Origin of the sequence: Devosia sp. A16 (genome assembly GCF_001402915.1) — a bacterium.
GTDB lineage: Bacteria > Pseudomonadota > Alphaproteobacteria > Rhizobiales > Devosiaceae > Devosia_A.
Genome location: NZ_CP012945.1, coordinates 1,116,388 through 1,139,072, shown reverse-complemented (window position 1 = coordinate 1,139,072; position 22,685 = coordinate 1,116,388). Strand labels below are relative to the sequence as shown.

The following is a 22,685-nucleotide window of genomic DNA, read 5'->3' as shown; positions in this document are numbered from 1 at the left end:
GCCGGCGCTGCTGACAGAGCCTGTCAGCAGCGCCGATCCGCGGCCGTGAGATCGGGTTCAGGCGAGGGCACGGGCCCGGCCGAGGCCGATCCATTGCAGCGCCACGAATGCCGCGACCGCGACAGCCTGGACGAGGACGAAGGCGACGCCCAGCAGGGTCAGCGGAAAAGCGCCGGCGAGCACCACCAGCACGCTGGCGACCACCCAGGCGGCATTGACGATGACGATCAGCGTCGCGGCGCCACGCGGCGTCTCACGCTGCAGCCCCACCCAGCCGACAAAGGCGGCGAAGACGACAAGAAACAGCCCGAGCGGCAGGGTGGCGGTGGCCGGCAGGCCCGTGACGTCGGAAAGCAGGCTGCCGCCGAGGGCGAGCAGCGCGCCGGTTGCGGCAGTCGCAGCGGCGTCGGCAACGAGGGCAAGGCGGATGAGGTTCATTTCGGTTCTCCGTCGGGTCGTAGGTGACGGCGAGACATTTCTACCTCCCGCTTCCACGTCTCAACTAACGCAGAGGTAATTGAACCGGTGAGGCGAGCGGGTAGGTTCGGCGCATGACACATGCGCAAGCCACGGCGTCCGACCGTTCCATCGGCGACTATATCCGCGACTGGCGGCAGCACCGGCGCTTCAGCCAGCTTTCCCTGGCGCTGGAGATCGAGCTCAGCCAGAAGCACCTGAGCTTCATCGAGAGCGGGCGTTCGGTCCCGAGCCGCGAGGTGGTGCTGCGCATCGCCTCGGGCCTCGGAGTGCCGCTGCGCATCCGCAACCTGATGCTGCTCGCCGCGGGTTACGCGCCGGTCTATCCGGAGCGGCGGCTCGACCATCCGGACCTCGCGCCGGCGCGCTCTGCGGTCGATCTGGTGCTCAAGGCGTACGAACCCTACCTCGCCGTGGCGGTCGATCGCGGCTGGAACCTGGTTTCGGCCAATGCCGCCGCAGCGGCGTTCCTGGCCGAGGTGCAGAATCCGCAGTTGCTGCAGGAGCCGATCAACGTGTTGCGGCTCAGCATGCGCCAGGACGGCCTGGGGCGGTTGATCGTCAACTATGACGAGTGGGCCCGCGATATCCTGCGCCGGGTATCGGCGCAGCTCGAAGCCAGCGGCGATCCGGCCATCGCCGAACTGCTGGACGAGCTGCGCGAGATTTCCGGTATCGCCCCCGGCCACGAGGGGCGCGACGAGCATGGCGGGGTGTTCGTGCCGATGAAGATGCGCTTGGGCGACAAGGTGGCGAGCTTCATCTCCACCACCACGGTGTTCGGTACGCCCACCGAGATCACGCTCAGCGAGCTGGTGATCGAGGCGTTTTTGCCAGCGGACGCGGAGACTGCGGCGCTGCTGTCGGCGGTGGTGGGGTAGGCGAAGCGATATCAAGTTTGTGGCTCCACCCCCTCCCGGCCTCCCCCATCAAGGGGGAGGTGCCAGCCCGGTGGGTTGGCTTGATCGCGCCCTAAACACTGAACGCACCTCCCCCCTTGTGGGGGAGGCTGGGAGGGGGGAGCCCCACGCGCCGGCGTGAGCGCTACCCCCGCTTCCACCCATACCAGACGATCGGATCGCCAAAGACCGGGTGCAGGTCGTCGCGCAGGTGCACCAGCCCGTGTTTTTCGTAGAACCGGCGTGCCGGCAGATTGCCGGGACGGGTGAACAGGGTGAAGCCGTCGGGCATCTGGCTTTTGGCTTCATCGAGCAACAACTGGCCCAGCCCAAGCCCACGCGCGTCAGGATGCATGAACAGCTGGTCGAGGATATCGGCCTCCGGCTTGACGGCGAGAAAGCCGATGAGTTCTTCGCCGGCGATGGCAACGGTCACCCGCCAGCCGGCTTCCATCTCGACGTCAACCCTGGCCCGCAGCCGCTCTAGGCTTGGCAACTGCGCCGGGCCGACGCCGGGCAGGCCGGCGCTCGCATGCCAGATGGCGGCGATCGCGTCGTAGTCGCCGGGTTTCGCCGCACGGAGCGAGATCCCGCTCATGCGCCGCGCCGCGCCGAGTATTCGGCCAGTACCAGACCGGCGGCGACCAGCACCGCGGCGATGACGTGGAACAGCTGCAGCGCCTCGCCGAGGACGATCACCGAGCCGACCGTGCCGAACAGCGGGATCAGGTTGACGAACAGGCTGGCGCGGTTGGAGCCGATCAGCTCGACGCCGCGGACATAGAGCAGCTGCGAGATCACCGAGGGGAAGATCACGGTGTAGGCGGCGATCAGCCAGCCTTGCGTGTCGATGGCGGCGAGGTTGGCGGGAAGGTTTGCCGTGCCGTTGCCGAGCGTTGCCTGGTAGGCGAACGAGGCGACGATGGCGCCGATGCAGGTGGCGACGAGGAAGCTGGTCCAGTGGGTTTGCGGCCGCCAGCGCAGCGCGATCGAATAGATGGCGTAGGCGAAGCAGGCGAGGATCACCAGCAGGTCGCCAAGGTTTACTTCCAGCGTCAGGATACGGGTCAGATCGCCATGGGTGGCGATGATGGCGACGCCGAGGATGGTGATCACCACGCCGAGCAGTTGCAGGCCGCGCACCCGGGTGCGGAACAGTGCGAAGTTGAGGATGATGACGAAGATGTTGACCGCCACCTGTTCGAGCGAGGTGTTGACCCCCGAGGTGTAGTAGGCGGCGACATAGACCAGCACATTGAAGGTGGCAAAGCCGACGGCGCCATAGAACAGGTAGAGCCACCATCTGGCGCGGATCACCGGCCAGTCGCGCTTCAGCGGTGTGATGGCGAAGGGCAGCACCAGCAGCAGTGCGCCGGTCCAGCGCAGGATCATCAGCGAGTGCGCGTCGATATGGCCGACGGCGAGCTTGCCGGCGACGACGTTGCCGCCCCAGAACAGCGTGGTGAGGATGAGGATCAGGTAGGGGCGATCCAGCAGAGCGTGGAATGCGCGGTTGCCGGTCGCGGCAGGGGAGTTGGTCATCGGGGCCGTCAGGTTCGGACATCGGCCGCCATCCACAAAGGACGGCGGCCGAGGGAGGCGCGAACTTATTCGCACCCGATGCGTCGCGCCAGCCCGTCAGACCGCCGGCGGGATGTTCTGGTTGAGCCGGAACAGGTTTTCAGGATCGTACTTGGCCTTGACCTGGCGCAGCCGGTCCCAGGTCGAGCCCGGGTAGGCGGCGCGCAACCCTTCGCCGCCCTCGAGGCCGAGGAAGTTGACATAAGCGACGGCGTTGCGGGCGCTGACGCTGGCAATGGCGTCGGTGGCCCAGCGGTCGAAATGCGCGGTGACCTCGGCGTCCCCCTCATACATGGCGAGGAAGCCGAGCATGACCCTGCCGTGGCGATGCGCGAAAGCGGTGGCGTCGGGCGCAACGCGCGCATAGGCGCCGCCGAGCACGCGAATCTGCCCCATCTTCATCGGCGACGGACAAGCCTCGAGCGCGGCCAGCATTTTCGCTGCGGTCTCGACACTGACCTCGTCGACGAAGCGAGAGCGGCACGACACGGCCGGACGCATTTCGGGCGGCGGATCCATGGCGTACATGGCGGAATAGGGGGCCGGACCGACCAGATCGGCGATCGGGGTGGCGATGGCGCGGAACGGAGCCAGGGCTTCGGCCGCCGCATCGGGCGCGCCCGAGAAGGCCATCATGCCGATCAGCGCCAACGTACCGTGGAACTGGGCCGGCACGAACGGTACCGGCGGGATCGGCATCACCATGGCGATCGTCGACAGCGCCTCGGGTGCCGCATCGGCCAGTGCGGCAAAGCGGGCGATGTTCTCGGCCGTGGCGGGGAGTACCAGCGGGCCGCCGACGAAGAAGGGGAGCGGGTGAAGCTGGAATTTCAGCCGGGTCACCACGCCGAAATTGCCACCGCCGCCGCGCAGCGCCCAGAACAGCTCGGGGTGATGGGTTGCATCGGCGACGAGAATGTCGCCGGCCGCCGTCACCAGTTCGGCGGCGAGCAGCGAGTCGATGGTGAGGCCATGCTTGCGCACCATGTAGCCGACGCCGCCGCCCAGGGTCAGGCCGCCGATACCGACGGTGCCGGAATCGCCGAAGCCGACGATCAGCCCGTGCTGCTCGACGGCGCGGGTCACCTCGCCGGAGGTGAGGCCGGCGCCGGCCCAGACGGTGCTGGCCGCATGGTCGATCTCGATGCCGTTCAGGTCGCGGAGGTCGATCGCCAGCCCGCCCTCGGTGCCGCTATGGCCGCCGACGCTGTGGCCGCCGCTGCGGACGGCCAGCTCGAGGTCGGTGGCGCGGGCGAAGTTGATCACTGCCGCCACGTCCGAGACGTTGGCGACACGGATCACCGCCGCCGGGCGCCGGTCGAAATTGCCGAGCGCGACGGTGCGCATCTCGTCATAGGCGGTATCGCGGCGCGTCACGACGCGGCCGCGCAGGCTCGAGGCCAGCATGTCGATCTGGTCTTCGAGCGGAAAGCGTTTGTCCATTCCCTTGAACTCGCTGAGGTTGCGTTGAGAGCGCGGCGTCTAGGGGCGGCCGATTGAACGGCAAATGAATGCGTCGCTCAGCGAGGGATCAGGAATGGGGGAGGACCCACCGGTGGCGCGATGATCCTCCCCCGCCACGCGGGGGAGGATTGGCGGAGAGGCCGGTGCCAGCCTCAGGCCGGCGGGATGTTCTGATTGAGCCGGAACAGGTTATCGGGGTCATAGGCCCGTTTCACCTGTCGCAACCGGTCCCAGGTGTCGCCTGGATAGGCGGCGCGGACGCGGGCGGGGCCTTCGTCGGCGACGAAGTTGACATAGGCGCCGTCCTCGCCCTGGTGCAGCGCCTTGGAGAAGTCGACGACCCACGCCTGTTTGGCCGGCTTGTCCGCTTCGCCATCGTAGAACGCCGCGAGGTTGAGCATGATCGGGCTCTTGCGGTGGGCATAGGCGGTGGCCGACGGGGCGACGCGGCTGACCGCGCCGCCGAGGACGCGGATCTGGCAGACGCGCATGCCGGCGTCGGACTCCTCGAGATAGCCGAGGATGGTTTCGGCCTCGGGGGTGCCGATGCGGTCGACGAGCAGGTTCAGCGCCGCCGCGGTCGGATGGTAGTCGGGGTCCTCGGGCGGATACATGCCGGCATAGGGCCCGGGCTTGACGAAGTCGGCGAGCGGCGCTGCCAGCGCCCGGAATGGGGCGAGGGCCTGTTCCGCCGCCTCCGGCTCGCCGGCGAAGGCCAGCATGGCGAGGATCACCGTCTTGCCGTGCTGCTCGGTTGGCAGGAACGGCATCGGCGGGGCCGGCATCACATTGGCAATGCCCGAGAGTTCCTCGGGCGCCGCCTTGGCGGTTGCGACGAAGCCGGCAATGGTCTTGGCGGTGGCCGGCAGCACCAGCATGCCGCCGGTGAAGGCGGGCAGCGGGTGGAGCCGGAACTTCAGCCGGGTGACGACGCCGAAATTGCCGCCGCCACCGCGCAGCGCCCAGAACAGTTCCGGGTGGTTGGCCTCGTCGGCGAGCAGTTGTTTGCCGTCAGCGGTGACCAGTTCGACAGCAAGCAGCGAGTCGATGGAGAGGCCGTGCTTCCTCGCGAGGTAGCCGACGCCACCGCCGAGCGTGATGCCGCTGATACCAACGCTTCCGGCATCGCCGAAACCGACGATCAACTGGTGCGGGGCAAGGGCTGCGGTCAGTTCCATGGCGGTGACGCCAGCGCCCACCCAGACGGTGCGGTTGCTGGCGTCGATGTCGATGTCCTTGAGGTCGCGGACATCTATGACGACGCCGCCATCGGTGGTCGAGTGGCCGGCGGCGCTATGCCCGCCGCTGCGTATGGCGAGCTCGAGCCGGTGGTCGCGGGCATAGGCAAGTGCGGCGGCGATATCGGCGGCGTCGGAAACGCGGACGATCTGGGCGGGACGCCTGTCGAGGCCGCCATACATGACGGTGCGCAGCTGGTCGTAGTCGGCGTCGGAGGCGGAGATCACCCGGCCGGCAGAACCGGCGGGCAGGCGGAAGGTGTTCGCGGCAGTCGAGAGGGGCATATTGCAGTCCTCAAGTTCTCGTGTTGGCGCGCTGGGTTGCGGTAACATGGGTGTGACCAACCTCGTTTTCCAGAGGTGCGACGCAGCGGGATTTGTCATCTGACAAGGACTGCTCTAAAGGACATCCGCAACTACCTCGGACTTCCTTGCGGGAAGCCACGCGGGTCAGCTTGCAGCAAAACGAAACTGATCTTTGCGGTCCGCCGGCAGCATGCCCGGCCGGGCTGCCGCTTCCTGAGGGGCAATAAGCGCATGGCAAACGTGATCGTCGTCGGCAGCCAGTGGGGTGACGAGGGCAAGGGCAAGATCGTCGACTGGCTGTCGGAACGCGCCGACGTCGTCGTGCGCTACCAGGGCGGTCACAATGCCGGCCATACGCTGGTCATCGACGGCACCAGCTACAAGCTGGCGCTGCTGCCCTCGGGCGTGGTGCGCGGCAAGCTCAGCGTCATCGGCAACGGCGTGGTGGTCGATCCGCACCACTTCGTCGCCGAGGTGGAGAAGATCGGCGCGCAGGGCATCGAGATCACCCCCGAAGTGCTGAAGATCGCCGACAACGCGCCGCTGATCCTGAGCCTCCACCGTGAGCTCGATGCGGTGCGCGAGAGCGGCAATTCCGGGTTGAAGATCGGCACCACCCGCCGCGGCATCGGCCCGGCCTACGAGGACAAGGTCGGCCGTCGCGCTATCCGGGTGTGCGACCTGGCCGAGCCCGAAACACTGATGCCCAAGATCGAGCGGCTGCTGAGCCACCACAACGCGCTGCGCCGCGGCATGGGCCTTGCCGAGCTTTCGGCCGAGGCGCTCTACACCGAATTGAGCGAAGTCGCGGGCAAGATCCTGCCCTATGTCGACCAGGTCTGGCGCCTGCTCGACGAGAAGCGCCGCGCCGGTGCGCGCATCCTGTTCGAAGGCGCGCAGGGCGCTTTGCTCGACAACGACCACGGCACCTATCCGTTCGTCACCTCGTCCAACACCGTGGCCGGCCAGGCTTCGGCCGGCTCGGGCCTGGGGCCGACGGCGATCGGTTATGTGCTGGGGATCACCAAGGCCTATACCACCCGTGTCGGCGAGGGGCCGTTCCCGTGCGAGCTCGACGACGAGATCGGGCGGCACCTGTCGACGGTAGGGCGCGAGGTCGGCGTCAATACCGGCCGGCCGCGCCGCTGCGGCTGGTTCGATGCCGTGCTGGTGCGCCAGACGGTGAGAACTTCGGGGATAAACGGCATCGCGCTGACGAAACTGGATGTTCTTGACGGCCTCAAAGAGCTCAAAGTGTGTGTGGGCTACGAGCTCAATGGTCAAAAAATTGACTACTTGCCTGCCTCAATGGGAGCACAAGCTGCTGTTAAGCCGATCTACGAAACCCTCGAGGGGTGGTCGGAGACGACGGCAGGGGCGAGAAGCTGGTCTGAACTCCCGGCCCAGGCGGTAAAGTACGTCAGATACATCGAAGAGCTGATCGGGGCACCGGTTGCCATGCTCTCCACCAGCCCGGAAAGGCTGGACACCATACTGGTTCAGGACCCGTTCCAAGATTGAGTTTTTTTCGATAGAACAGGCCCCTAAAATTACGGATGTCGTTTAGCCGATGGCGGACTACAAAGAGCTGTTACGTAGGGCGGTAGAGGCTCTGCCGGAGAATAACGGCGCTGCGCGACGCGCGGTCTACGAGAAGGCGCGCGCCGCCCTCGTGGGTCAGTTGCGCGCCATCAATCCGCCGCTGGCCGCCCGCGACATCACCGCACACCGCCTGCAGCTCGAAGATTGCATCCGCCAGGTCGAGCAGGAAGCCAGCGAGGCGGTGATCGCCGGACTGGGATCGGGCAAGGAAGACAATCCGCCGCCCCCGCCGGTCTATTTCGAGCCGCCGGCCAAGAAGGCTCCGGCCGCCGTCGCCAAGCCGGTGGCGAAGCCCGTGCAGCAGAACGGCAAGGAGCCGCCCAAGCCTTTGCCGCCGGGTGGCTCGATCGAAGAGATCATTGCCGCCGCCAATGCCGAGCAGACCGAGGGTTCGGACCGCTCGCGCTCGATCGTCCGTCCCGACGCCAAGCCGATGGGCAAACCGGTCCCCAAGCTGGTGCCCTCGACGCAGCGCCAGCCGGCGCAGCTCGCCGCGCCGGTGCCGTCCGACGAAGATGAGGACGACGGCGCCGAGCTGCCGCCGCAGATGCCGGCCCGTTCGCCGATCCCGGCGAAATCGCCCGCTGCCCGTTCGCCGCTGCCCTCGATCGTGGCGCGCGCCGAGGCCGCCAAGAGTCGGACCGGCAATGCCGCGTTCGGTGCGCCGATCGCCGGCGCCGCCCGTGGTCCGGTGCTCGAGCCGCGGCGCGAGCTGAGCGCGCCTCGCCTCGAGGCGGCGGGCCGCAACGGCCAGGCCACTGCCCGCCAGATTTCCGAACCCGTCGCCCTGTTCAGCGAACCGCCGATTGCTGCCGCCATGTCGGCCGTCCGCGAGGTCGAGGTGGAAGCGCCGGCCGATCCGCAGGTCGCCATCGATCGCGCCATCGCGACGCTCGACCGGGAAGCCCGTGGCGACACCGAGTTCGAAGAGCCGATCGGCAACGGGGTGCCCTACCGCGCCTTCGAGGACGACGAGGCCGACGAGCAGCCGCGGCAGAACGGTTTTGCGCCTGCCATGCTGAAAGCCGATGCGCGGCCGCAGCGCGAAGGCAAGGCGGCCAAGGCCAGCGCCTTCGCCCGTGACGCGCGCGAGCCGCGCGGCAGGAAGCCGCGCGATGCGGAGCCGAGCTTCCCGCGGGCCCGCGCCGAAGACGAACGTCGCGGCCTCGGCGCGGTGACAATTTTCCTGATCGTATTCGCGGTGCTGCTGGTCGGCGCCGGCGGCGCCGGTTTCTGGGCCTGGCGCGAGGGCTTCATCGACCTCGACCAGATGTTCGGGCGGGGCCCGACCACCACCCAGCAGGCGACGGCAACGCCCGCCGCAACGACGACCAGCGACACACCTGCGACCGGTCCCGGCAATACCGCCACCCCGGCCGAAAACGATGCACCGGCCGCCGTGCTGGCCACCGAGGATCGCCTCGGCGCCGATACGGCGGAAGCGCCGGCGGCGTTGAGCCGCCTGGTCCCGCCGGCGCCTGAAGAGCGCCTCACCACCGACCAGCAGACGCCGGCGGCCGATGCGGCGCAGGCAGCGGCTGCGGTCGACCCGGCCGGCCTTGCCGGCAGCCAGTCGCTGCTGCTCGAAGCTTCGGACAGCGGCACTACTGGCGCCGTGCCGTTCTCGGGCACGGTCGAATGGAGCAAAGGCACCGACGAAATGGGCCTGCCGACACTGATCGGCAAGGCCAATATCCCGGCGCGCAACCTCGCCGTCGACGTGCTGATCCGCAAGAACTCCGATGCCAGCCTGCCGGCCAGCCATCTGATGGAAGTCAATTTCCGCGTGACCGACAGCTTCATCGGCGGCTCGATCGCCGGCCTCCCCGGCGTGCTGCTGAAGAACGAAGAGCTGGTGCAGGGCACGCCGCTGGTCGGCGCTTCGGCGAGGGTGGTGGGCAACTCGTTCCTGTTCGCGCTCAGCGCCTCGCCGGCCGACATCACCGCCAACAGCAGCCTGCTGATCTCGCGCAAATGGATAGACCTGGCGCTGATCTATGCCACCGGCAAGCGAGCGATCATCACGCTGGAAAAGGATGCCGAGGCCGAGAAGATGTTCACCGAGGTGGTCGGCGAATGGACCAAGTCGGTCGCCGCGCAGGCGAACTGATCGGCTGATACGGAACTTGCATAGCGCCCGGACTGAGGTCCGGGCGTTTTGCTTTTGCAGTGAAGCGCCGCCGGTGCCCCAGCGCCCCCTCCTCTGGGGAGAGGGGGGCGGCAAGGCCGCAGGCCTTACCGCGGGGTGAGGGCGCCAAGCGCGCCGAGGCAGCAGTGAACTATTCTGGCGGCGGCCGCTCACCCGGTGTGCTTGGCTGCCCCTCACCCTGGCCCTCTCCCCAGAGGGGCGAGGGGACGCTGTGGCGCAGTCGCAGCTCAACTTACAGCCGCTTCAGCACCCGTGCCGGGACGCCCGCGGCAATGGTGTTGGCCGGCACATCCCGGCTCACCACCGCTCCCGCCGCCACCACGGCGTTGTCGCCGATGGTGACACCGGGGAGGATCGTCGCTGCCGCGCCGATCCAGACATTGTTGCCGATGGTGATCGGCTTCTTGACGATGCCGTTGCGGCGTTCACACGGATCGGTCGGGTGGCCCGCCGAGACCAGGTTCACCTTCGGTCCGATCATCACGTCATCGCCGATGCTGATGCCGCCCATGTCCATGAAGTGGCAGCCCTGGTTGATGAAGACGTTGCTGCCGATGGTGGTGTTGAGGCCGCAATCGGTGGAGAAGGGCGGGATGAGCATGAACCGCTTGTCCAGTGGTTTGCCGATCAGTTCGCTGAAGGCAGCGCGCAGCCCTTCGAGGTCGTCGAAGCCGATCTCGCTGAGCCGGGCGCTGAGCCGCACGGCGCGCCTGAGGTTCTCGAACATCTGCCGCCCCTCGGCGGAGCGGGCGGGATTGGCCTCGGTCATGGCGGGCTCCGGGTGAATCGGAGGGCGAGTGTAGCCCGGGTCTGGCGTGCTTGAGCATCGCGGTGAAGAGTTGAAGCACTACATCGCCTCACCCACCGGCTGTCATCCCAGCGAAAGCTGGGACCCAACTCGCCACAGCGCAAGTGGATGCATGGGTCCGTTAGACTCACAAACGAAGTGCAACAGCCTGCTAAGGTCATGTTGCAATGGGAACCTATTATGAGCAGCTCTCGCTGGACGAGAGAAGTGCGATTGCCTGTCTTCGAGCAGAGGGGCATTCGCTCGGGAAAATCGCTACGCGTTTGGATCGCCCGACATCGACGATCAGTCGGGAGCTGAATCGCAACAGCGGTGTGCAAGTGGGCTACAAGCCGGCCTATGCCGACGAGCAGGCCCGGGCGCGGCGCTGGCGGGGCAGCCGGCTGGCGCGTCAGCCGGTCCTACGCCAGTTCGTGCTGGACCGCCTTGCAATGGGATGGTCGCCCGAACAGATCTCAGGACGGCTGACGCAGGGCAACTCTAGCATGCGCATCAGCCATGAGAGCATCTATCGTTTCATCTATGCCCAGATCCGGCGCACCAACCGCTACGAGTGGCGCCACTATCTGCCGCAAGCCAAGAGCAAGCGTGGCTGGCGCCGCCGGCCGCACCGCCCCATGGAGCATATCAAGGACCGCGTCTCGATCGATTGCCGGCCGGCGCACGTCAACAACCGTCGTCAGTGCGGGCACTGGGAGGCCGACCTGCTGCATCCGCGCAAATCCGGCGCCGCCATCCTGGTGGTTCAGGAGCGCAGCACCCGCTTCATCCTGCTCGGCAAGCAGCCAAGCAAGCATGCCCAGCTCGTCGTCGACCGCATCAAGTGCTGGTTCGGTGCCCTGCCGTCGCAAATGCGCCGCTCCCTCACCCAGGACAACGGCACCGAGTTCTTCGAGCATCATCAGCTCAACCCGGGCGGCATCGATACCTACTTCTGCGATCCCCATAGTCCCTGGCAGAAGGGCGGCGTCGAAAACACCAATGGCCGGTTGCGCCGCTACATCCCGCGAGGAACCGATCCCGGCAGCTTCTCTGACGAGCACCTGCAGGGAACTCGCCAACCGCCTCAACAATACGCCACGCAAATGCCTCGGCTTCAAAACCCCAGCCGAGGTCTTCTCAAAACGCCTGTTGCACTTGAAATGTGAATCCACCTCCCAGCTTTCGCTGGGATGACATCGAGTTGGAGGCGGATACGGAGGCCCAGCCCATCGGATCGGCTGCAGCGATTCCTGTAGCCGATCGAGCAGTTGCTCAGCCCTCGAACAGCAGGCCGTCGCGCAGCTGGTAGCGGCGCGCCGCCAGCGCTTCGACGTCGTCGACATGGTGACTCACCAGCATGGTGATCCAGCCGTGCCGCTCGGTCAGCGATTTCACCAGCGTGCGGATGGTGGCGCGGGTGTCGTCGTCGAGCGCCGAGAACGGTTCGTCGAGCAGCAGCACCGGCCGGTCGCGCAGCAGGGTGCGGGCGAGGGCGACCCGCTGCTTCTCGCCGCCCGACAGGGTATCGGCGCGTTGCCTCAGCACGCCGGGGAGGCCGACTTCGCCGAGCGCCGCCTCGATCTTCGATGCCCGCCCGGTGGTGCCGCGCGGCAGCCCGAGCTCGAGGTTCTGGTAAGCGCTCAGGTGCTCGAACAGCGTCTCGGACTGGAACAGGATGGAAATCGGGCGCTGCTCCGGCGGCAGCGGCAGCAGATCGCGGCCATCCAGCGTCAGGCTGCCGCTTCGCGGCGACAGGAAGCCGGCGACCAGATCGAGCAGGGTCGATTTGCCGGCGCCGGACTGGCCGCTGACGGCCGTGACTTCCCCGGGTTTTGCCACGAAGCTCAGGTCGAACTGCCTGGTGGCGCCGGGATGGGCGAAGCGCAAATGTTCAGCGATGAGCATCGGTGAGCTTTCCAATGAGCTTCGGCAGCAGCACGAAGGCGGCGATGGTGATCAGCAGCATCAGCGCGGCGATGGTTGCGGCGTCATTGCTGCGATAGGCGCCGAGCGCCCGGTACATCAGCAGCGGCAGGGTGGCGAAATCCTCGGTGCCGAACAGCGCGATGACGCCCAGGTCGCCCAGCGAGAAGCAGAAGCTCAGCGCCAGCACCACGCCCGCCTCGCGGCCGATCAGCGGCCATTCGACCGCCGTGAACTGGCGCCAGCCGCCGAGGCCGAGCGAGCGGATCAGCCGGCCCCGCTTTTCGGCGATGGCATCGAGCGGCGGCGCCAGCGTGGCGAGGGCGAACGGCAGCGACAGCAGGGCATTGGCGAGCAGCACCACCACCGGCCCCGCGGTTTCGGGCAGCACCCCGGCATTGCGCACCAGGAGGAATGCGCCCAGCGACAGCACCACGGCGGGCACCGCGAGATAGGCATAGGCCGGCGCGCCGATGCCGATGCGCAAGACAGGGCGGTCCGAGGCGGCGCGCCCCATGCCAATGCCAAGCGCCAGCAGCAGCGTCAGCATGGCGGACCCTGAACCCAGCGCCAGGCTGGTGCCGAGCGCTTTCCAGAAGCTCTCGCGGCTCGCCACATCGGCGATGCCGGGGCCGATGCCGTCGATAAGTATGGCGAGCAGCGGCAGCGCGAAGCCGACAATGCCGAACACCAGCACGGTCCATTGCGCGAGCCGCGCCGCCGGGCCATCGCGCCAGCGCGGTGGGGTCGAGCCGCCGGTGCTGGCGGAGATGGGGGCGAAGGCGGAAGCAGCGAGGATGACGGCCGAACAGATGCCGATCTGCACCAGCGCCAGGGTGACGGCGCCGCGGAGGTCGAAATCGAGCCGCACGGCGGCGTAGATCGCCACTTCCAGCGTCTGGTTGGCCGGGCCGCCGCCGAGCAGCAGCACGATCGGGAAACTGGTGAAGGCGAGGAGGAAGATGATGGCGGCGAGGCCCGGCAGGCTGGTGCGCAGCATCGGCCAGTCGATCACGGCGAAGCGCTGCCAGGCCCCGAGCCCAAGGCTCTGGCCGGTCTTCAGGCGCTTTTCGGGGATGGCGTCGAGCCGCGCGAGGAGGATGCGGGCGGCAAAGGAGGCATCGAGGATGACATGGGCGGCGAGGATGCCGCCGAGGCCGAACAGCGGCACCTCCAGGGGGTGCCCGGTGAGGCCGAGCGCCGCTTGGTTGACCCAGCCAGCGCGCCCCCAGACGGCCAGCAGCCCGAAGGCGACGATCAGCCCGGGGGTGACGATGGCCGAGGCGAACAGCCCGACCACCAGATCGCGGCCGGGAAAGCGCAGCCGGTTCAGCGCCCAGGCGAGCGCCGTGCCGACCAGCAGCGACAGGATGGTGGTGAGGCCCGCCTGAATGCTGGTCATGACGACGAGGTGCCAGACGTCGACGCTCGATTGCCGCGACGGCTCGCCCGCCGCGGTCGCGAGGATGGCCAGCAGCACCAGCGCCACCAGCGCCGCGATGGCCGCTGCAATGGCCGCCCCGGCGAGCAGCCGGAACGGCCGGTGCGGCAGCACCAGGCTACTGGAGCGCGGCGAGAGCAGCATCCACCCAGGTCCGGCCATTGGCGGCAAGCTCGGCTTCGTCGACCGGCAGCACCTTCTCGGGAGGCTTGCCGAAGGCGGCCGGCAGGGCATCGCCGATATCGATCACCGGATACATCCAGTTGGTGGTCGGGATCACCTTCTGCGCCTCGGGAGTAACGAGATAGGCGAGGAAGGCCTTGCCGAGCTCTGCCTGTTTGGCGGTCTTCAGCAGCCCCGCGACCTCGACCTGCGCAACGAAGCCTTCGGTGAACGGCGCATAGGCGTATTTGTCGTCCTTCTCGGCGACCGCGTGATAGGCAGGCGAGGTGGTGTAGCTCAGCACCATGTCGGCCTGGCCGTCGAGGAACAGGCCATAGGCCTCCGACCAGCCACGCGTCATGGTGAGGACATGCGGCTTCAGGCCCTTCCAGATTTCGGGGGCGCGCTCCCCATAGGCCGACTGCACCCACAGGACATTGCCGAGTCCGGGCGTCGACGAGCGCGGATCCTCGATGACGATCTTGAAGCTCGCGGGCAGCGCAATGAGCTCCTCGAACGAGGTCGGCGGGTTCGGCGTCTTCTCCTTGTTGTAGACGAAGGCGAAGTAGCCATAGTCGAACGGCACGAACTCGGCGTCGGTCCACGGCAGGGACAGACCCTCGAGGGTCAGCCCATGCGGTGCGAACAGCCCGGTGGCCCGGGCTTCGCCGGAGGTGGCGGTGTCGAGGCCGACGACCAGGTCGGCCTTGGTCGCGGCGCCCTCGAGCTGCACCTTGCGCAGCGTCGAGATGGCGTCCTCGGAGGTGGTGAACTCTACCGTGCAGCCGCAGGTCTTCTCGAACCCGGCCTTCAGCGCCGGGCCGGGGCCCCATTCAGCGGCGAAGCTGTCATAGGTGTAGATAGTGAGCGTGGGCTTGTCCTCGGCGAGGACAGGCAGGGCGGTGGCGCAGAAGACTGCCGCCAACGCGAAGCGTGCGAACGAGCGCATGTAATCGTTCCCTTCGGTTGCGGCCATGTGAATGAAGGGGACGTCAATGGATCGGACGCGTGCGCGCCCTTGCCATCTCGAACTTCCTCCGCCAGCATGACCTGGTTCAGGTTCAATGGGTAACTCTCAGCTCCGGAACATCCGGAACACCCCAGCGAGACAGCTGACAGATAGACAGAGTTTTCCCTCCGTGCAAGCGCGTGCCCCCCAGACTTCCGTTGCGGTCTTTGACGACCTCATGGTCATCGTTGGCGGCGGGACGGTCGATTTCGACCTCCTGCGCGAGCTCTATGCCTCGGGCGGGCACCTCGTGGGCGCCGATGGCGGCGCCGACCAGATCGTCGAGGCCGGCCTCAAACCCGAGCTGATCATCGGCGATTTCGATTCGCTGAAGAACCCGCATTCCTGGTTGGGCAAGACCCGGCTGATGCAGATCGGCGAGCAGGAAACCACCGATTTCGAGAAGGCGCTCTACTCGACCCGCGCGCCCGTGACGGTGGCGCTCGGGATGACCGGGCGGCGCTTCGACCACACGCTCGCCGCGCTCGATGCGGTGACCAAGTATGCGCAGAAACGCAAGATCGTGCTGGTGGACGAAGAGGACGTGGCGCTGCCACTGACCAGGGCTTTTTCGTTCACGGTCGATCCGGGCGAGCGCGTTTCGATCCATCCGCTGGCGCCGGTGACGTTCTGGCGCTCGGAGGGGCTGAAGTATCCGCTCGATGCGGTGAAGCTGGCGCCCGGGGTGCGGACGGGGACGTCGAACGAAGCGCTGACCGGGCCGTTCAGGATCGTGCCGGAAGAGGGCGTGCATGCGCCATATCTGCTGATCCTGCCGCGGAAGTATCTGGCGGAGCTGATCGCCAAGCTGCTGCTGGAGAAACGCTGACGAGGCCGACCGAAGCAGACGGCCCCCTCCCATCCTCCCCCATAAAGGGGGAGGTGCCCCGGCGGTGCGTTTGGCACGATCGCGCCACAAGCTCGACCCTTCACCTCCCCCTTTATGGGGGAGGCCGGGTGGGGCCCTCCCTATCGGTCGAAACCCCCGGCTTCGGCGAAATTCCGCCCGAATCCGCGGTACATGTCGCGGCTTTAAGAGCCTGGGGCCATTCGTGAAAATATTGTTTGCAGCTTTGCTGCTGAGCCTTGCCGCGGTGTCGGCGAGCCGTGCTGAAGTCGTTTGTACACTGATCGTCGATGCGGGGAGCGGCGCGGTGCGGCTGCAGGAGGGCGGCGGTTGTGACACGCCGACCTCGCCGGCCTCGACCTTCAAGATGACGCTGGCGGTGATGGGGTTCGACGCCGGCATCCTCACCGGCGCGGACGAGCCTGCCTGGCCATACCAGACTGAATACAAGGCGGACCGGCCGGACTGGCGCGTCACCACCACGCCGACCACCTGGCTGCGCGATTCCGTGTTGTGGTATTCGCGGGTGCTGGTGGCCCAGCTGGGCGCCGAGCGGTTCGGCAAATATGTCGCCGATTTCGACTACGGCAATGCCGACGTTTCCGGCGATCCCGGCAAGGACAACGGCCTCACGCGCTCGTGGATCAACTCGTCGCTGCTGATCACGCCGGCAGAGCAGGTGCGTTTCGTGCGGCGGATGCTGGCGGGAGAACTGCCGGCTTCGGCGGCGGCACAGGCGGCGGTGGTGGCAATCATGCCGAGCTTCAGGGCCGGCAAGTGGAGCGTCTCGGGCAAGACCGGCACCTACTACGAGCGCAATGCCGACGGCACGTTCAACTCGCGCCGGCAGACCGGCTGGTTCGTCGGCTGGGCCGAGCGCGACGGCGAGCGGCTCGCCTTCGCCTACCTGATCCGCGAGACCAAGAAGACCTCCGGGCCGGCCGGGATGCGGGCCCGCGATGCCCTGCTGGCGCGCTTCGCCAAATGGGGCAAGGGCGAGTTCGCCTGGGGCCGGCAACCCCGTCCGGCCGTGGTGCCGGTGATCGGCCCGCCGCAGAACGGGTAGGGCGTCATAGCAGGCAGTCGGCGCACCTCTCCCTTGGGGGAGAGGTCGGCCCGCAGGGCCGGTTGAGGGGGCCTTCCCCACGACCCGCGTGTGCGGCAAGGCCCCCTCACCCCGACCCTCTCCCCCAAGGGAGAGGGGGCGCTTGAGCCGGAGCGTCCCGGGCGACATCGACCCAGAAATGAAAAGGGCCGCCCACCGGGCGGCCCTTTCTCATGCATCGATCGTGCGGGCTAGAGGCTGGCTTCGCGTGCCTTGGCGTGGGCGGCCTTCTGGACGGCCTCCTGCACCTTCTCGAAGGCGCGGACCTCGATCTGCCGGATACGCTCGCGGCTGACATTGTATTCCTGCGCCAGCTCTTCGAGCGTCGCCGGCTCGTCGCGCAGGCGCCGGGCCTGGAAGATCGCCTTTTCGCGCTCGTTGAGGTCGCTCATCGCATTGGTGAGCAGGCCCATGCGCTCGGAAAACTCCTCGGTCTCGCCCAGGGTGGTTTCCTGGTCCGGCGTATCGTCGACCAGCCAGTCCTGCCACTCGGAGGTGCCCTCGTCGGCGCGCATCGGCGCGTTGAGCGAGGCATCGCCCGACAGGCGCTGGTTCATCGACACCACGTCGCTTTCGGTGACGTGCAGCGTGTTGGCGATCTGCTTGATCTGGTCGGGGTGGAGGTTGCCGTCGTCGAGGGCGGCGATCTGCCCCTTGATCTTGCGCAGGTTGAAGAACAGCCGCTTCTGCGCCGCGGTGGTGCCGATCTTGACCAGCGACCACGAGCGCAGCACGTATTCCTGAATGGCGGCGCGGATCCACCACATCGCGTAAGTCGCGAGGCGGAAGCCCTTTTCGGGCTCGAAGCGCTTCACCGCATGCATCAGGCCGACATTGCCTTCCGAGATCACCTCGGAGATGGGCAGGCCATAGCCGCGATAGCCCATGGCGATCTTGGCCACGAGCCTCAGGTGCGAGGTGATCAGCTTCTGGGCTGCGCCCGGATCCTGATGCTCCTTGTAGCGCTTGGCGAGCATATATTCCTCGTCAGGCTCCAGCATCGGAAACTTGCGGATTTCCTGGAGATAGCGGCTGAGTCCACCCTCAGCCGAAAGAATTGGCAGATTGGTCTGGGCCATGATGCACCCTCGTCTTTCCCCCGTCGTCACGGGCAGATACGCAGCCGTGTCCAGTCCGGCACACGGCTGACTGTCAGAAGTATATAGGTCGAAAATCGGTCTTGATAAGACCCACCGACCCTGCATGAGAACGTTGGTAGACCCGTAAGGTTGCGTGAACCTTGCGAGTGGGAATGTAACGCCGACGACGCGTAGTGAGGGCGCAGCCGGTCTCGCCTGCAGCCACCAGGTCATTCCCGCGACAGCGGGAACCTCTGTTTTGGTGCCACCCGCGAGATCGCAAAACGGGGGTCCCCGCTTTCGCGGTGATGACACCGAGTGGGTGGCGGAACTGTGCCTCCCGATAGCGATCTACCGCGCAAACGCCCGGTCGAAGGGTTCGATCGCCGCTTCGAGCGCTTCCAGATCCGGCGGCACCGGCGCTTCGAACTGCATTTCTTCGCCGGTCACCGGGTGCTCGAAACCAAGCTCGGCGGCGTGCAGCGCCTGGCGGCCCAGCGCCACGACGGCGGCCCTGGCGGCGTCGGGCAGCCGGTTGATCTTGGTGGCGAAGCCCGAGCCGTAGACCATGTCGGCGACCAGCGGGTGGCCGAGATGGGCCATGTGGACGCGGATCTGGTGGGTACGGCCGGTTTCGAGCTCGCACCGGATCCGGGTGATGTCCCAGCCATCGTCGCCGAAGCGGGCCTCGACCCAGTAATGGGTGATGGCCTCGCGGCCATCCTGGCGCACCGCCTGCTTCAGCCGGTTGGCGGGGTCGCGGCCGAGCGGCGCCTCCACCGTGCCGGAGGCCTGCTGGGTGCGACCCCAGCAGTAAGCGAGGTAGGCGCGGTGCAGGGGCCCGGTGCGGCCATGGTCGGCGAACTGCGCGGCAAGGTGGTTGTGTGCCTGCTCGGTCTTGGCTGCGACCATGACGCCCGAGGTATCCTTGTCGAGCCGGTGCACGATCCCCGGCCGCTTGACCCCGCCGATGCCCTTGAGGCTATCGCCGCAATGGTAGAGCAGGGCGTTCACCAACGTGCCCTGGTAGTTCCCGGGCGCCGGATGCACCACCATGCCGACCGGCTTGTTGATGACGATCAACTGGTCGTCCTCATAAAGGATGTCGAGCGGAATGTTCTCGGGGGTCGGTTCGGCATCGACCGGCTCGGGGGCGACAAGGGTGACCTCGTCACCATCACGCAGCTTGTATTTGGGCTCCGTGACAGCTCGCCCATTGATCGCAACGCTTCCGGCCAGTATCAGGTCCTTGATCCGGTTGCGCGAGAAGACCGGTACGGCACGGGCGAGTGCGGCATCCAGCCGGCTGCCGGCGTCGGCGGCATCGACCAGCAATTGCCACTCCTGTTCCTCGCCGGAAATATGCTGCATGAGCGATCCCCAAGACAAACCCGAAACCACCCCGGAACTGACACCGGAAGCCAAGGCCGTACTGGCCCGGGCGCGAAAATCCTTCATGGTGTCGATGGGGCTACTGGTGGTGGGCCTTATCGCCATCGGCGGCGCACTTGTCTACCGCGCATCGCTGAGCGAAGGCAAAGGGGGCGACTACGTGATCGCGGCCCTGAAGATCCCGGCCGGTGGCGAGGTGGTTTCGGCAGTGGCGGCGGACGGGCGGGTGACCGTCACTTACCGCCTCGGGCCGATCACCAGCGTGCGCATCTTCGACGGCAAGTCGGGCGAGATGATCCGCGAAGTGCCGGTGGTCAGCGAGTAAAGCTGGTCTGCAGATTGTTGTGGAGCCGGCAGTCGGCGGACCTCTCCCGCTTGCGGGGGAGGGGGACCGGCGAAGCCGGTGGAGGGGGAGCCCCACGCACTGATAGTGGGCGGATTGGGCAGGAGCCAGTATTTGTGGCACCCCCCTCCCACCAGCCTTTCGGCTGGTTCCCCCTCCCCCGCAAGCGGGAGAGGGAGTCCCGACTGATGGTGCGGCGTATTCGCTCAGTTCCCGTCCTGCAACTCGCGCAGCGCCTTCAGGCGGTCCGACACCGCCTGGCCCTCTGGGGCGCCGCCTTTCCTGGCCCTCGGCCCGCGCACCGGGGCAGCCTGGGCTTCCTCGGCATCGACGAATTTCTGCATGCGGGCGGCAAGGCTCTCTTCCTCGTCGATCGGCCCGTTGCCTTCCAGCGCATAGACCAGGCGGCTGACGTCCGAGGCGATGTCGTTGAGCCGCTCGCGCAGGTGCGACTGCTCGATGCGGTCGCTGTCCCAGTCGGCCATCACGGTGTTCTCGACGCTCGCCACCTTGGCGCGGAGCTTTTCCATTTCTTCCTCGAGGCCGAGCTTCTCGGCCAGCAGCATGTCGCGTTTTTCCTCGCCGTCGCCGACCAGCTTGGTGGTTTCGGCGAGCAGGGTCGAGACGCGGCTTTCGGCGTCGGCGATACGGGCTTCGGCCTCGGCCAGATCGGACTGGGCGTCGCTCACCACGTCATCGCGCTTGGCCAGCTTCTCACGCAATTCGGTGGCCGCTGCCCGCGCCGCGGCGCCGGACTTGTCGGAATTCTCGAGGCTCTCGATCAGCGTGCGGTTCTGCGTCTCGAGGAACTCGGAGCGCTTCTTCTCGATCTCGAGATACTGCAGCAGCTCGTCGATATCGGTGTTGTAGTTGCCGCTCAGCGCCTTGCCGTCGACGGCGAAGGCACGCGGGGCGCTGCCACGCAGGGTTTCGCGGGCCGCATCGAGCTGACTGGATTTCTCGCCCAGCTCGCGGTCGCGCATGCGCAGCTTCTGTGCGAGGTCGGCGCCTTCCTTCTCCAGCTCGAGGATGCGGCGGCGGGCCTCGGCTTCGCGCTCCTCGAGCTCGCGCACCACCTGAAGGTGGCTGTCGCGCTCGCCCTTGATGCCGCCCAGTTCGTTCTTCTTGCGATTGATATCGCGGAGCTGGTCGGCGAGGCGACGGCGCAGCGCCTCGACATTCATCTCGAGGCGCCGGGTGGAGAGGGCGAACTCGGCGCGCAACTGATCCTTGTCGGCGCGAAACTCGGCCATGGTCATCGGCGTCGCCGCTTCGATGCGCTTCTTGGTCAGGCGGACCGCGCGGCGCCAGACGGCCGGCATGATGATCAACGCCAACAGCCCGGCCACGAGCAGGCCGAGCACGAAATACATGATGTTCTCAATGACCATAACTCAACTCCGCCACCGGCAACTGCCCGGTCCCGGGTGTCCGCGCCCGTCATGTTGGCAGCAATGGCCGCCCCCGGCTATCGCTGTCGGGCCGTAACCTTACCGGAAGACGGGCGCGCGGTCACGATGAGCATGGACCGATCGGGGTCGAAACCTCGCCCGGCTCAGAAGGGATTCCAGGTCGGCTCCTGGGTGAACTTCAGGTAGCCGACATTGACGCCGAGCCGCGCGCCGACGCCCGAGCGGATCGGCACCATCACCACGTTGCCATACTTGATCACCGTCATGCCGAGGCCGCCGATGACGTAGGCGGAGCCGTCGACGCCGGGATATCGGCCATAGACGTCCGACACCGAGCCGAGGTTGTAGACCAGCATCATGACCTTGGAGCCGTCGCCGCCGAAATCGAGGCCGACGGTCGGGCCCTGCCAGAACACCGGATGCTCGCCCTGGTTCCGGGTATACATGGTGCCTTCGCCATAGCGGGCGCCGGCGAAGATGGCGCCGCCGGCTTCCTCGCCGAGGATATAGGCGTTGGGCAGGCCGAACTGGCTCACCGCGCGCTCGACCAGCGACGCCAGCCCCTGGGCGACCGAGCCGAAGAACTGGTGACCGGTATCGACGAGCTCGTCGCCGGAAAAGGTGTCGGAGAGCGAACCCTGCTGGGCTTCCTGCGCCTGGCTGAAGGTGGGGGTCAGCACCAGCGTGGCCGCGGTCAGGGCGACGAAGGCGGCAAGAATGAGGTAGACCATGCGGTCGAGCATGAGGGCACTCCGGAGGGGCTTAGTTCGAGCGGCAGGCCATTTACGCGGTACTTACCATGACGACGCTAGGTTCGGCGCATCCGGCTTGCCTGAGGTCATCTCAAGCTAGGCGTTCATGGCGGCAATGATGCGGCAAAAGCGTAAACAAAACTTAACCATAACCGGGCTTCTTGCCGCTCTATGGGTGAGTGCGTGGCTGGCCCTTAGCTTCCCGGTAAGCGCTGCGGCCCTGGTCGATGCCATTGTCACCGACCCGCTGACCGGCGTGGCGCTCGAGGGCTATGATCCGGTGAGCTATTTCACCGAGCCGGAACCGGTGCAGGGCCTCGCCGACTACGAGTACCAGTGGGGCGGGGCGCCCTGGTATTTCGCCTCGGCGGCCAACCGCGACGTGTTCATGCGCAACCCCGAGATCTATGCGCCGCAGTTCGGCGGGCATTGCGCCACCAGCCTCAGCCGCGGCTACCTGTCGGATGGCAAGCCGCGGCTCTACGTCATCTCGAGGATGAAGCTCTATCTGTTCTATTCGGTGGCCAACCGCGAGGCGTTCTTCCAGAGCGAGGAGGCCTCGCTGCAGCAGGCGGCTGAAGGCTGGGCCAGGCTGAAGGGCACGCTGACCGGCGCAGAGGGAAGCGTGGCCGACGCGGTCGGCAAGGCGGCGGACGTGGTCCCGGCCGACGGCGAAAGCCCGCAGGCTGCGCCACACTAGGGCCAGCCGCAGGT

At 67.0% G+C, this 22,685-nt stretch carries 20 protein-coding genes, 1 pseudogene and 1 riboswitch; of the genes and pseudogenes, 8 read left to right on the top strand and 13 right to left on the bottom strand.

The window, feature by feature from the left end:
• Nucleotides 1-57: 57 nt before the first annotated feature.
• Nucleotides 58-438: a hypothetical protein gene (locus APS40_RS05515; RefSeq protein ID WP_055046102.1), complete on the bottom strand. Its 381-nt coding sequence runs from the start codon at nucleotides 436-438 to the stop codon at nucleotides 58-60.
• A gap of 113 nt (nucleotides 439-551) precedes the next feature.
• Here APS40_RS05515 and APS40_RS05510 point away from each other — a divergent pair, with 113 nt between their 5' ends.
• Nucleotides 552-1,358 carry a helix-turn-helix domain-containing protein gene (locus APS40_RS05510; protein WP_055046101.1) on the top strand — a complete coding sequence of 269 codons (807 nt, stop codon included), beginning with the start codon at nucleotides 552-554 and terminating at the stop codon, nucleotides 1,356-1,358.
• A 163-nt stretch (nucleotides 1,359-1,521) separates the two neighbouring features.
• Here APS40_RS05510 and APS40_RS05505 read toward each other — a convergent pair whose 3' ends face one another.
• The 4 genes from APS40_RS05505 to APS40_RS05490 form a co-directional block, all read right to left on the bottom strand.
• Entirely contained in the window at nucleotides 1,522-1,974 is a 453-nt protein-coding gene (locus APS40_RS05505) for a GNAT family N-acetyltransferase (protein ID WP_055046100.1), read from the bottom strand.
• Nucleotides 1,971-2,918 carry a DMT family transporter gene (locus tag APS40_RS05500; protein ID WP_055046099.1) on the bottom strand — a complete coding sequence of 316 codons (948 nt, stop codon included), beginning with the start codon at nucleotides 2,916-2,918 and terminating at the stop codon, nucleotides 1,971-1,973. Before APS40_RS05500 ends, APS40_RS05505 begins: the two co-directional genes overlap by 4 nt.
• 96 nt (nucleotides 2,919-3,014) lie before the next feature.
• Nucleotides 3,015-4,400, bottom strand: coding sequence for an FAD-binding oxidoreductase (locus tag APS40_RS05495; protein ID WP_156342842.1), 1,386 nt, complete (start codon nucleotides 4,398-4,400; stop codon nucleotides 3,015-3,017).
• Nucleotides 4,401-4,573: 173 nt separating this feature from the next.
• A complete protein-coding gene (locus APS40_RS05490) occupies nucleotides 4,574-5,944 on the bottom strand; it encodes an FAD-binding oxidoreductase (protein WP_055046098.1) in 1,371 nt (456 codons plus the stop codon).
• Nucleotides 5,945-6,196: 252 nt separating this feature from the next.
• Here APS40_RS05490 and APS40_RS05485 point away from each other — a divergent pair, with 252 nt between their 5' ends.
• Nucleotides 6,197-7,486 (top strand): adenylosuccinate synthase, encoded by a 1,290-nt coding sequence (locus tag APS40_RS05485; RefSeq protein ID WP_055046097.1) that lies wholly within the window; start codon nucleotides 6,197-6,199, stop codon nucleotides 7,484-7,486.
• Nucleotides 7,487-7,535: 49 nt separating this feature from the next.
• On the top strand, nucleotides 7,536-9,677 hold the full coding sequence (locus tag APS40_RS05480) for a hypothetical protein (protein ID WP_156342841.1): 2,142 nt from the start codon (nucleotides 7,536-7,538) through the stop codon (nucleotides 9,675-9,677).
• 271 nt (nucleotides 9,678-9,948) lie between these two features.
• Here APS40_RS05480 and APS40_RS05475 read toward each other — a convergent pair whose 3' ends face one another.
• The gene (locus APS40_RS05475) at nucleotides 9,949-10,485 is read right to left on the bottom strand and encodes a DapH/DapD/GlmU-related protein (RefSeq protein ID WP_055046095.1); all 537 of its coding nucleotides are present in this window, start codon (nucleotides 10,483-10,485) and stop codon (nucleotides 9,949-9,951) included.
• 206 nt (nucleotides 10,486-10,691) lie between these two features.
• On the opposite strand from APS40_RS05475, the gene APS40_RS05470 reads away from it, so the two are divergent.
• Nucleotides 10,692-11,672 (top strand): IS30 family transposase, encoded by a 981-nt coding sequence (locus APS40_RS05470; RefSeq protein ID WP_197279444.1) that lies wholly within the window; start codon nucleotides 10,692-10,694, stop codon nucleotides 11,670-11,672.
• Between the two features lie 106 nt (nucleotides 11,673-11,778).
• Here APS40_RS05470 and APS40_RS05465 read toward each other — a convergent pair whose 3' ends face one another.
• From APS40_RS05465 to thiB, 3 genes are read right to left on the bottom strand one after another with little or no spacing between them, the layout of a single operon-like run.
• Nucleotides 11,779-12,411 (bottom strand): ATP-binding cassette domain-containing protein, encoded by a 633-nt coding sequence (locus tag APS40_RS05465; RefSeq protein WP_055046093.1) that lies wholly within the window; start codon nucleotides 12,409-12,411, stop codon nucleotides 11,779-11,781.
• Nucleotides 12,398-14,014 (bottom strand): hypothetical protein, encoded by a 1,617-nt coding sequence (locus APS40_RS05460; RefSeq protein WP_055046092.1) that lies wholly within the window; start codon nucleotides 14,012-14,014, stop codon nucleotides 12,398-12,400. Before APS40_RS05460 ends, APS40_RS05465 begins: the two co-directional genes overlap by 14 nt.
• The gene (gene thiB, locus APS40_RS05455; RefSeq protein ID WP_055046091.1) at nucleotides 13,989-14,981 is read right to left on the bottom strand and encodes a thiamine ABC transporter substrate binding subunit; all 993 of its coding nucleotides are present in this window, start codon (nucleotides 14,979-14,981) and stop codon (nucleotides 13,989-13,991) included. The genes APS40_RS05460 and thiB overlap by 26 nt, the downstream gene beginning before the upstream one ends.
• A 66-nt stretch (nucleotides 14,982-15,047) precedes the next feature.
• A riboswitch (TPP riboswitch) is annotated at nucleotides 15,048-15,145 on the bottom strand.
• A gap of 74 nt (nucleotides 15,146-15,219) precedes the next feature.
• Between thiB and APS40_RS05450 the strand changes: the two genes are divergently transcribed.
• Together APS40_RS05450 and blaOXA are read left to right on the top strand one after the other, a co-directional pair.
• On the top strand, nucleotides 15,220-15,870 hold the full coding sequence (locus APS40_RS05450) for a thiamine diphosphokinase (protein ID WP_055046090.1): 651 nt from the start codon (nucleotides 15,220-15,222) through the stop codon (nucleotides 15,868-15,870).
• A gap of 211 nt (nucleotides 15,871-16,081) precedes the next feature.
• Nucleotides 16,082-16,858 (top strand): annotated as a pseudogene (gene blaOXA / locus APS40_RS05445) (class D beta-lactamase); the annotation flags it as partial.
• 326 nt (nucleotides 16,859-17,184) lie between these two features.
• On the opposite strand, the gene rpoH reads toward blaOXA, so the two are convergent.
• Nucleotides 17,185-18,072, bottom strand: coding sequence for an RNA polymerase sigma factor RpoH (gene rpoH, locus APS40_RS05440; protein ID WP_055046089.1), 888 nt, complete (start codon nucleotides 18,070-18,072; stop codon nucleotides 17,185-17,187).
• Nucleotides 18,073-18,423: 351 nt separating this feature from the next.
• Entirely contained in the window at nucleotides 18,424-19,443 is a 1,020-nt protein-coding gene (locus APS40_RS05435) for an RluA family pseudouridine synthase (RefSeq protein WP_055046088.1), read from the bottom strand.
• On the opposite strand from APS40_RS05435, the gene APS40_RS05430 reads away from it, so the two are divergent.
• Complete coding sequence (locus tag APS40_RS05430; protein ID WP_055046087.1) at nucleotides 19,442-19,789, top strand: hypothetical protein; 348 nt, start codon at nucleotides 19,442-19,444, stop codon at nucleotides 19,787-19,789. The genes APS40_RS05435 and APS40_RS05430 overlap by 2 nt on opposite strands.
• 224 nt (nucleotides 19,790-20,013) lie before the next feature.
• On the opposite strand, the gene APS40_RS05425 is transcribed toward APS40_RS05430, so the two are convergent.
• Entirely contained in the window at nucleotides 20,014-21,198 is a 1,185-nt protein-coding gene (locus APS40_RS05425; RefSeq protein WP_055046086.1) for a hypothetical protein, read from the bottom strand.
• A gap of 164 nt (nucleotides 21,199-21,362) precedes the next feature.
• The gene (locus APS40_RS05420) at nucleotides 21,363-21,962 is read right to left on the bottom strand and encodes a DUF1134 domain-containing protein (protein ID WP_055046085.1); all 600 of its coding nucleotides are present in this window, start codon (nucleotides 21,960-21,962) and stop codon (nucleotides 21,363-21,365) included.
• 184 nt (nucleotides 21,963-22,146) lie between these two features.
• Here APS40_RS05420 and APS40_RS05415 point away from each other — a divergent pair, with 184 nt between their 5' ends.
• On the top strand, nucleotides 22,147-22,671 hold the full coding sequence (locus tag APS40_RS05415; protein WP_055046084.1) for a YHS domain-containing (seleno)protein: 525 nt from the start codon (nucleotides 22,147-22,149) through the stop codon (nucleotides 22,669-22,671).
• Nucleotides 22,672-22,685 lie beyond the last annotated feature (14 nt).

Excerpts from the sequence above, each read along its gene's own strand:
- APS40_RS05460 (WP_055046092.1), bottom strand. The coding sequence starts at position 14,014 with ATGCTGCTCTCGCCGCGCTCCAGTAGCCTGGTGCTGCCGCACCGGCCG.
- APS40_RS05480 (WP_156342841.1), top strand. The coding sequence starts at position 7,536 with ATGGCGGACTACAAAGAGCTGTTACGTAGGGCGGTAGAGGCTCTGCCG.
- APS40_RS05505 (WP_055046100.1), bottom strand. The coding sequence starts at position 1,974 with ATGAGCGGGATCTCGCTCCGTGCGGCGAAACCCGGCGACTACGACGCG.
- APS40_RS05430 (WP_055046087.1), top strand. The coding sequence starts at position 19,442 with ATGAGCGATCCCCAAGACAAACCCGAAACCACCCCGGAACTGACACCG.
- APS40_RS05475 (WP_055046095.1), bottom strand. The coding sequence starts at position 10,485 with ATGACCGAGGCCAATCCCGCCCGCTCCGCCGAGGGGCGGCAGATGTTC.
- APS40_RS05450 (WP_055046090.1), top strand. The coding sequence starts at position 15,220 with ATGGTCATCGTTGGCGGCGGGACGGTCGATTTCGACCTCCTGCGCGAG.
- APS40_RS05470 (WP_197279444.1), top strand. The coding sequence starts at position 10,692 with ATGGGAACCTATTATGAGCAGCTCTCGCTGGACGAGAGAAGTGCGATT.
- APS40_RS05465 (WP_055046093.1), bottom strand. The coding sequence starts at position 12,411 with ATGCTCATCGCTGAACATTTGCGCTTCGCCCATCCCGGCGCCACCAGG.
- APS40_RS05485 (WP_055046097.1), top strand. The coding sequence starts at position 6,197 with ATGGCAAACGTGATCGTCGTCGGCAGCCAGTGGGGTGACGAGGGCAAG.
- APS40_RS05490 (WP_055046098.1), bottom strand. The coding sequence starts at position 5,944 with ATGCCCCTCTCGACTGCCGCGAACACCTTCCGCCTGCCCGCCGGTTCT.
- rpoH (WP_055046089.1), bottom strand. The coding sequence starts at position 18,072 with ATGGCCCAGACCAATCTGCCAATTCTTTCGGCTGAGGGTGGACTCAGC.
- APS40_RS05425 (WP_055046086.1), bottom strand. The coding sequence starts at position 21,198 with ATGGTCATTGAGAACATCATGTATTTCGTGCTCGGCCTGCTCGTGGCC.
- APS40_RS05420 (WP_055046085.1), bottom strand. The coding sequence starts at position 21,962 with ATGCTCGACCGCATGGTCTACCTCATTCTTGCCGCCTTCGTCGCCCTG.
- APS40_RS05495 (WP_156342842.1), bottom strand. The coding sequence starts at position 4,400 with ATGGACAAACGCTTTCCGCTCGAAGACCAGATCGACATGCTGGCCTCG.
- APS40_RS05435 (WP_055046088.1), bottom strand. The coding sequence starts at position 19,443 with ATGCAGCATATTTCCGGCGAGGAACAGGAGTGGCAATTGCTGGTCGAT.
- APS40_RS05510 (WP_055046101.1), top strand. The coding sequence starts at position 552 with ATGACACATGCGCAAGCCACGGCGTCCGACCGTTCCATCGGCGACTAT.
- APS40_RS05500 (WP_055046099.1), bottom strand. The coding sequence starts at position 2,918 with ATGACCAACTCCCCTGCCGCGACCGGCAACCGCGCATTCCACGCTCTG.
- thiB (WP_055046091.1), bottom strand. The coding sequence starts at position 14,981 with ATGCGCTCGTTCGCACGCTTCGCGTTGGCGGCAGTCTTCTGCGCCACC.
- APS40_RS05515 (WP_055046102.1), bottom strand. The coding sequence starts at position 438 with ATGAACCTCATCCGCCTTGCCCTCGTTGCCGACGCCGCTGCGACTGCC.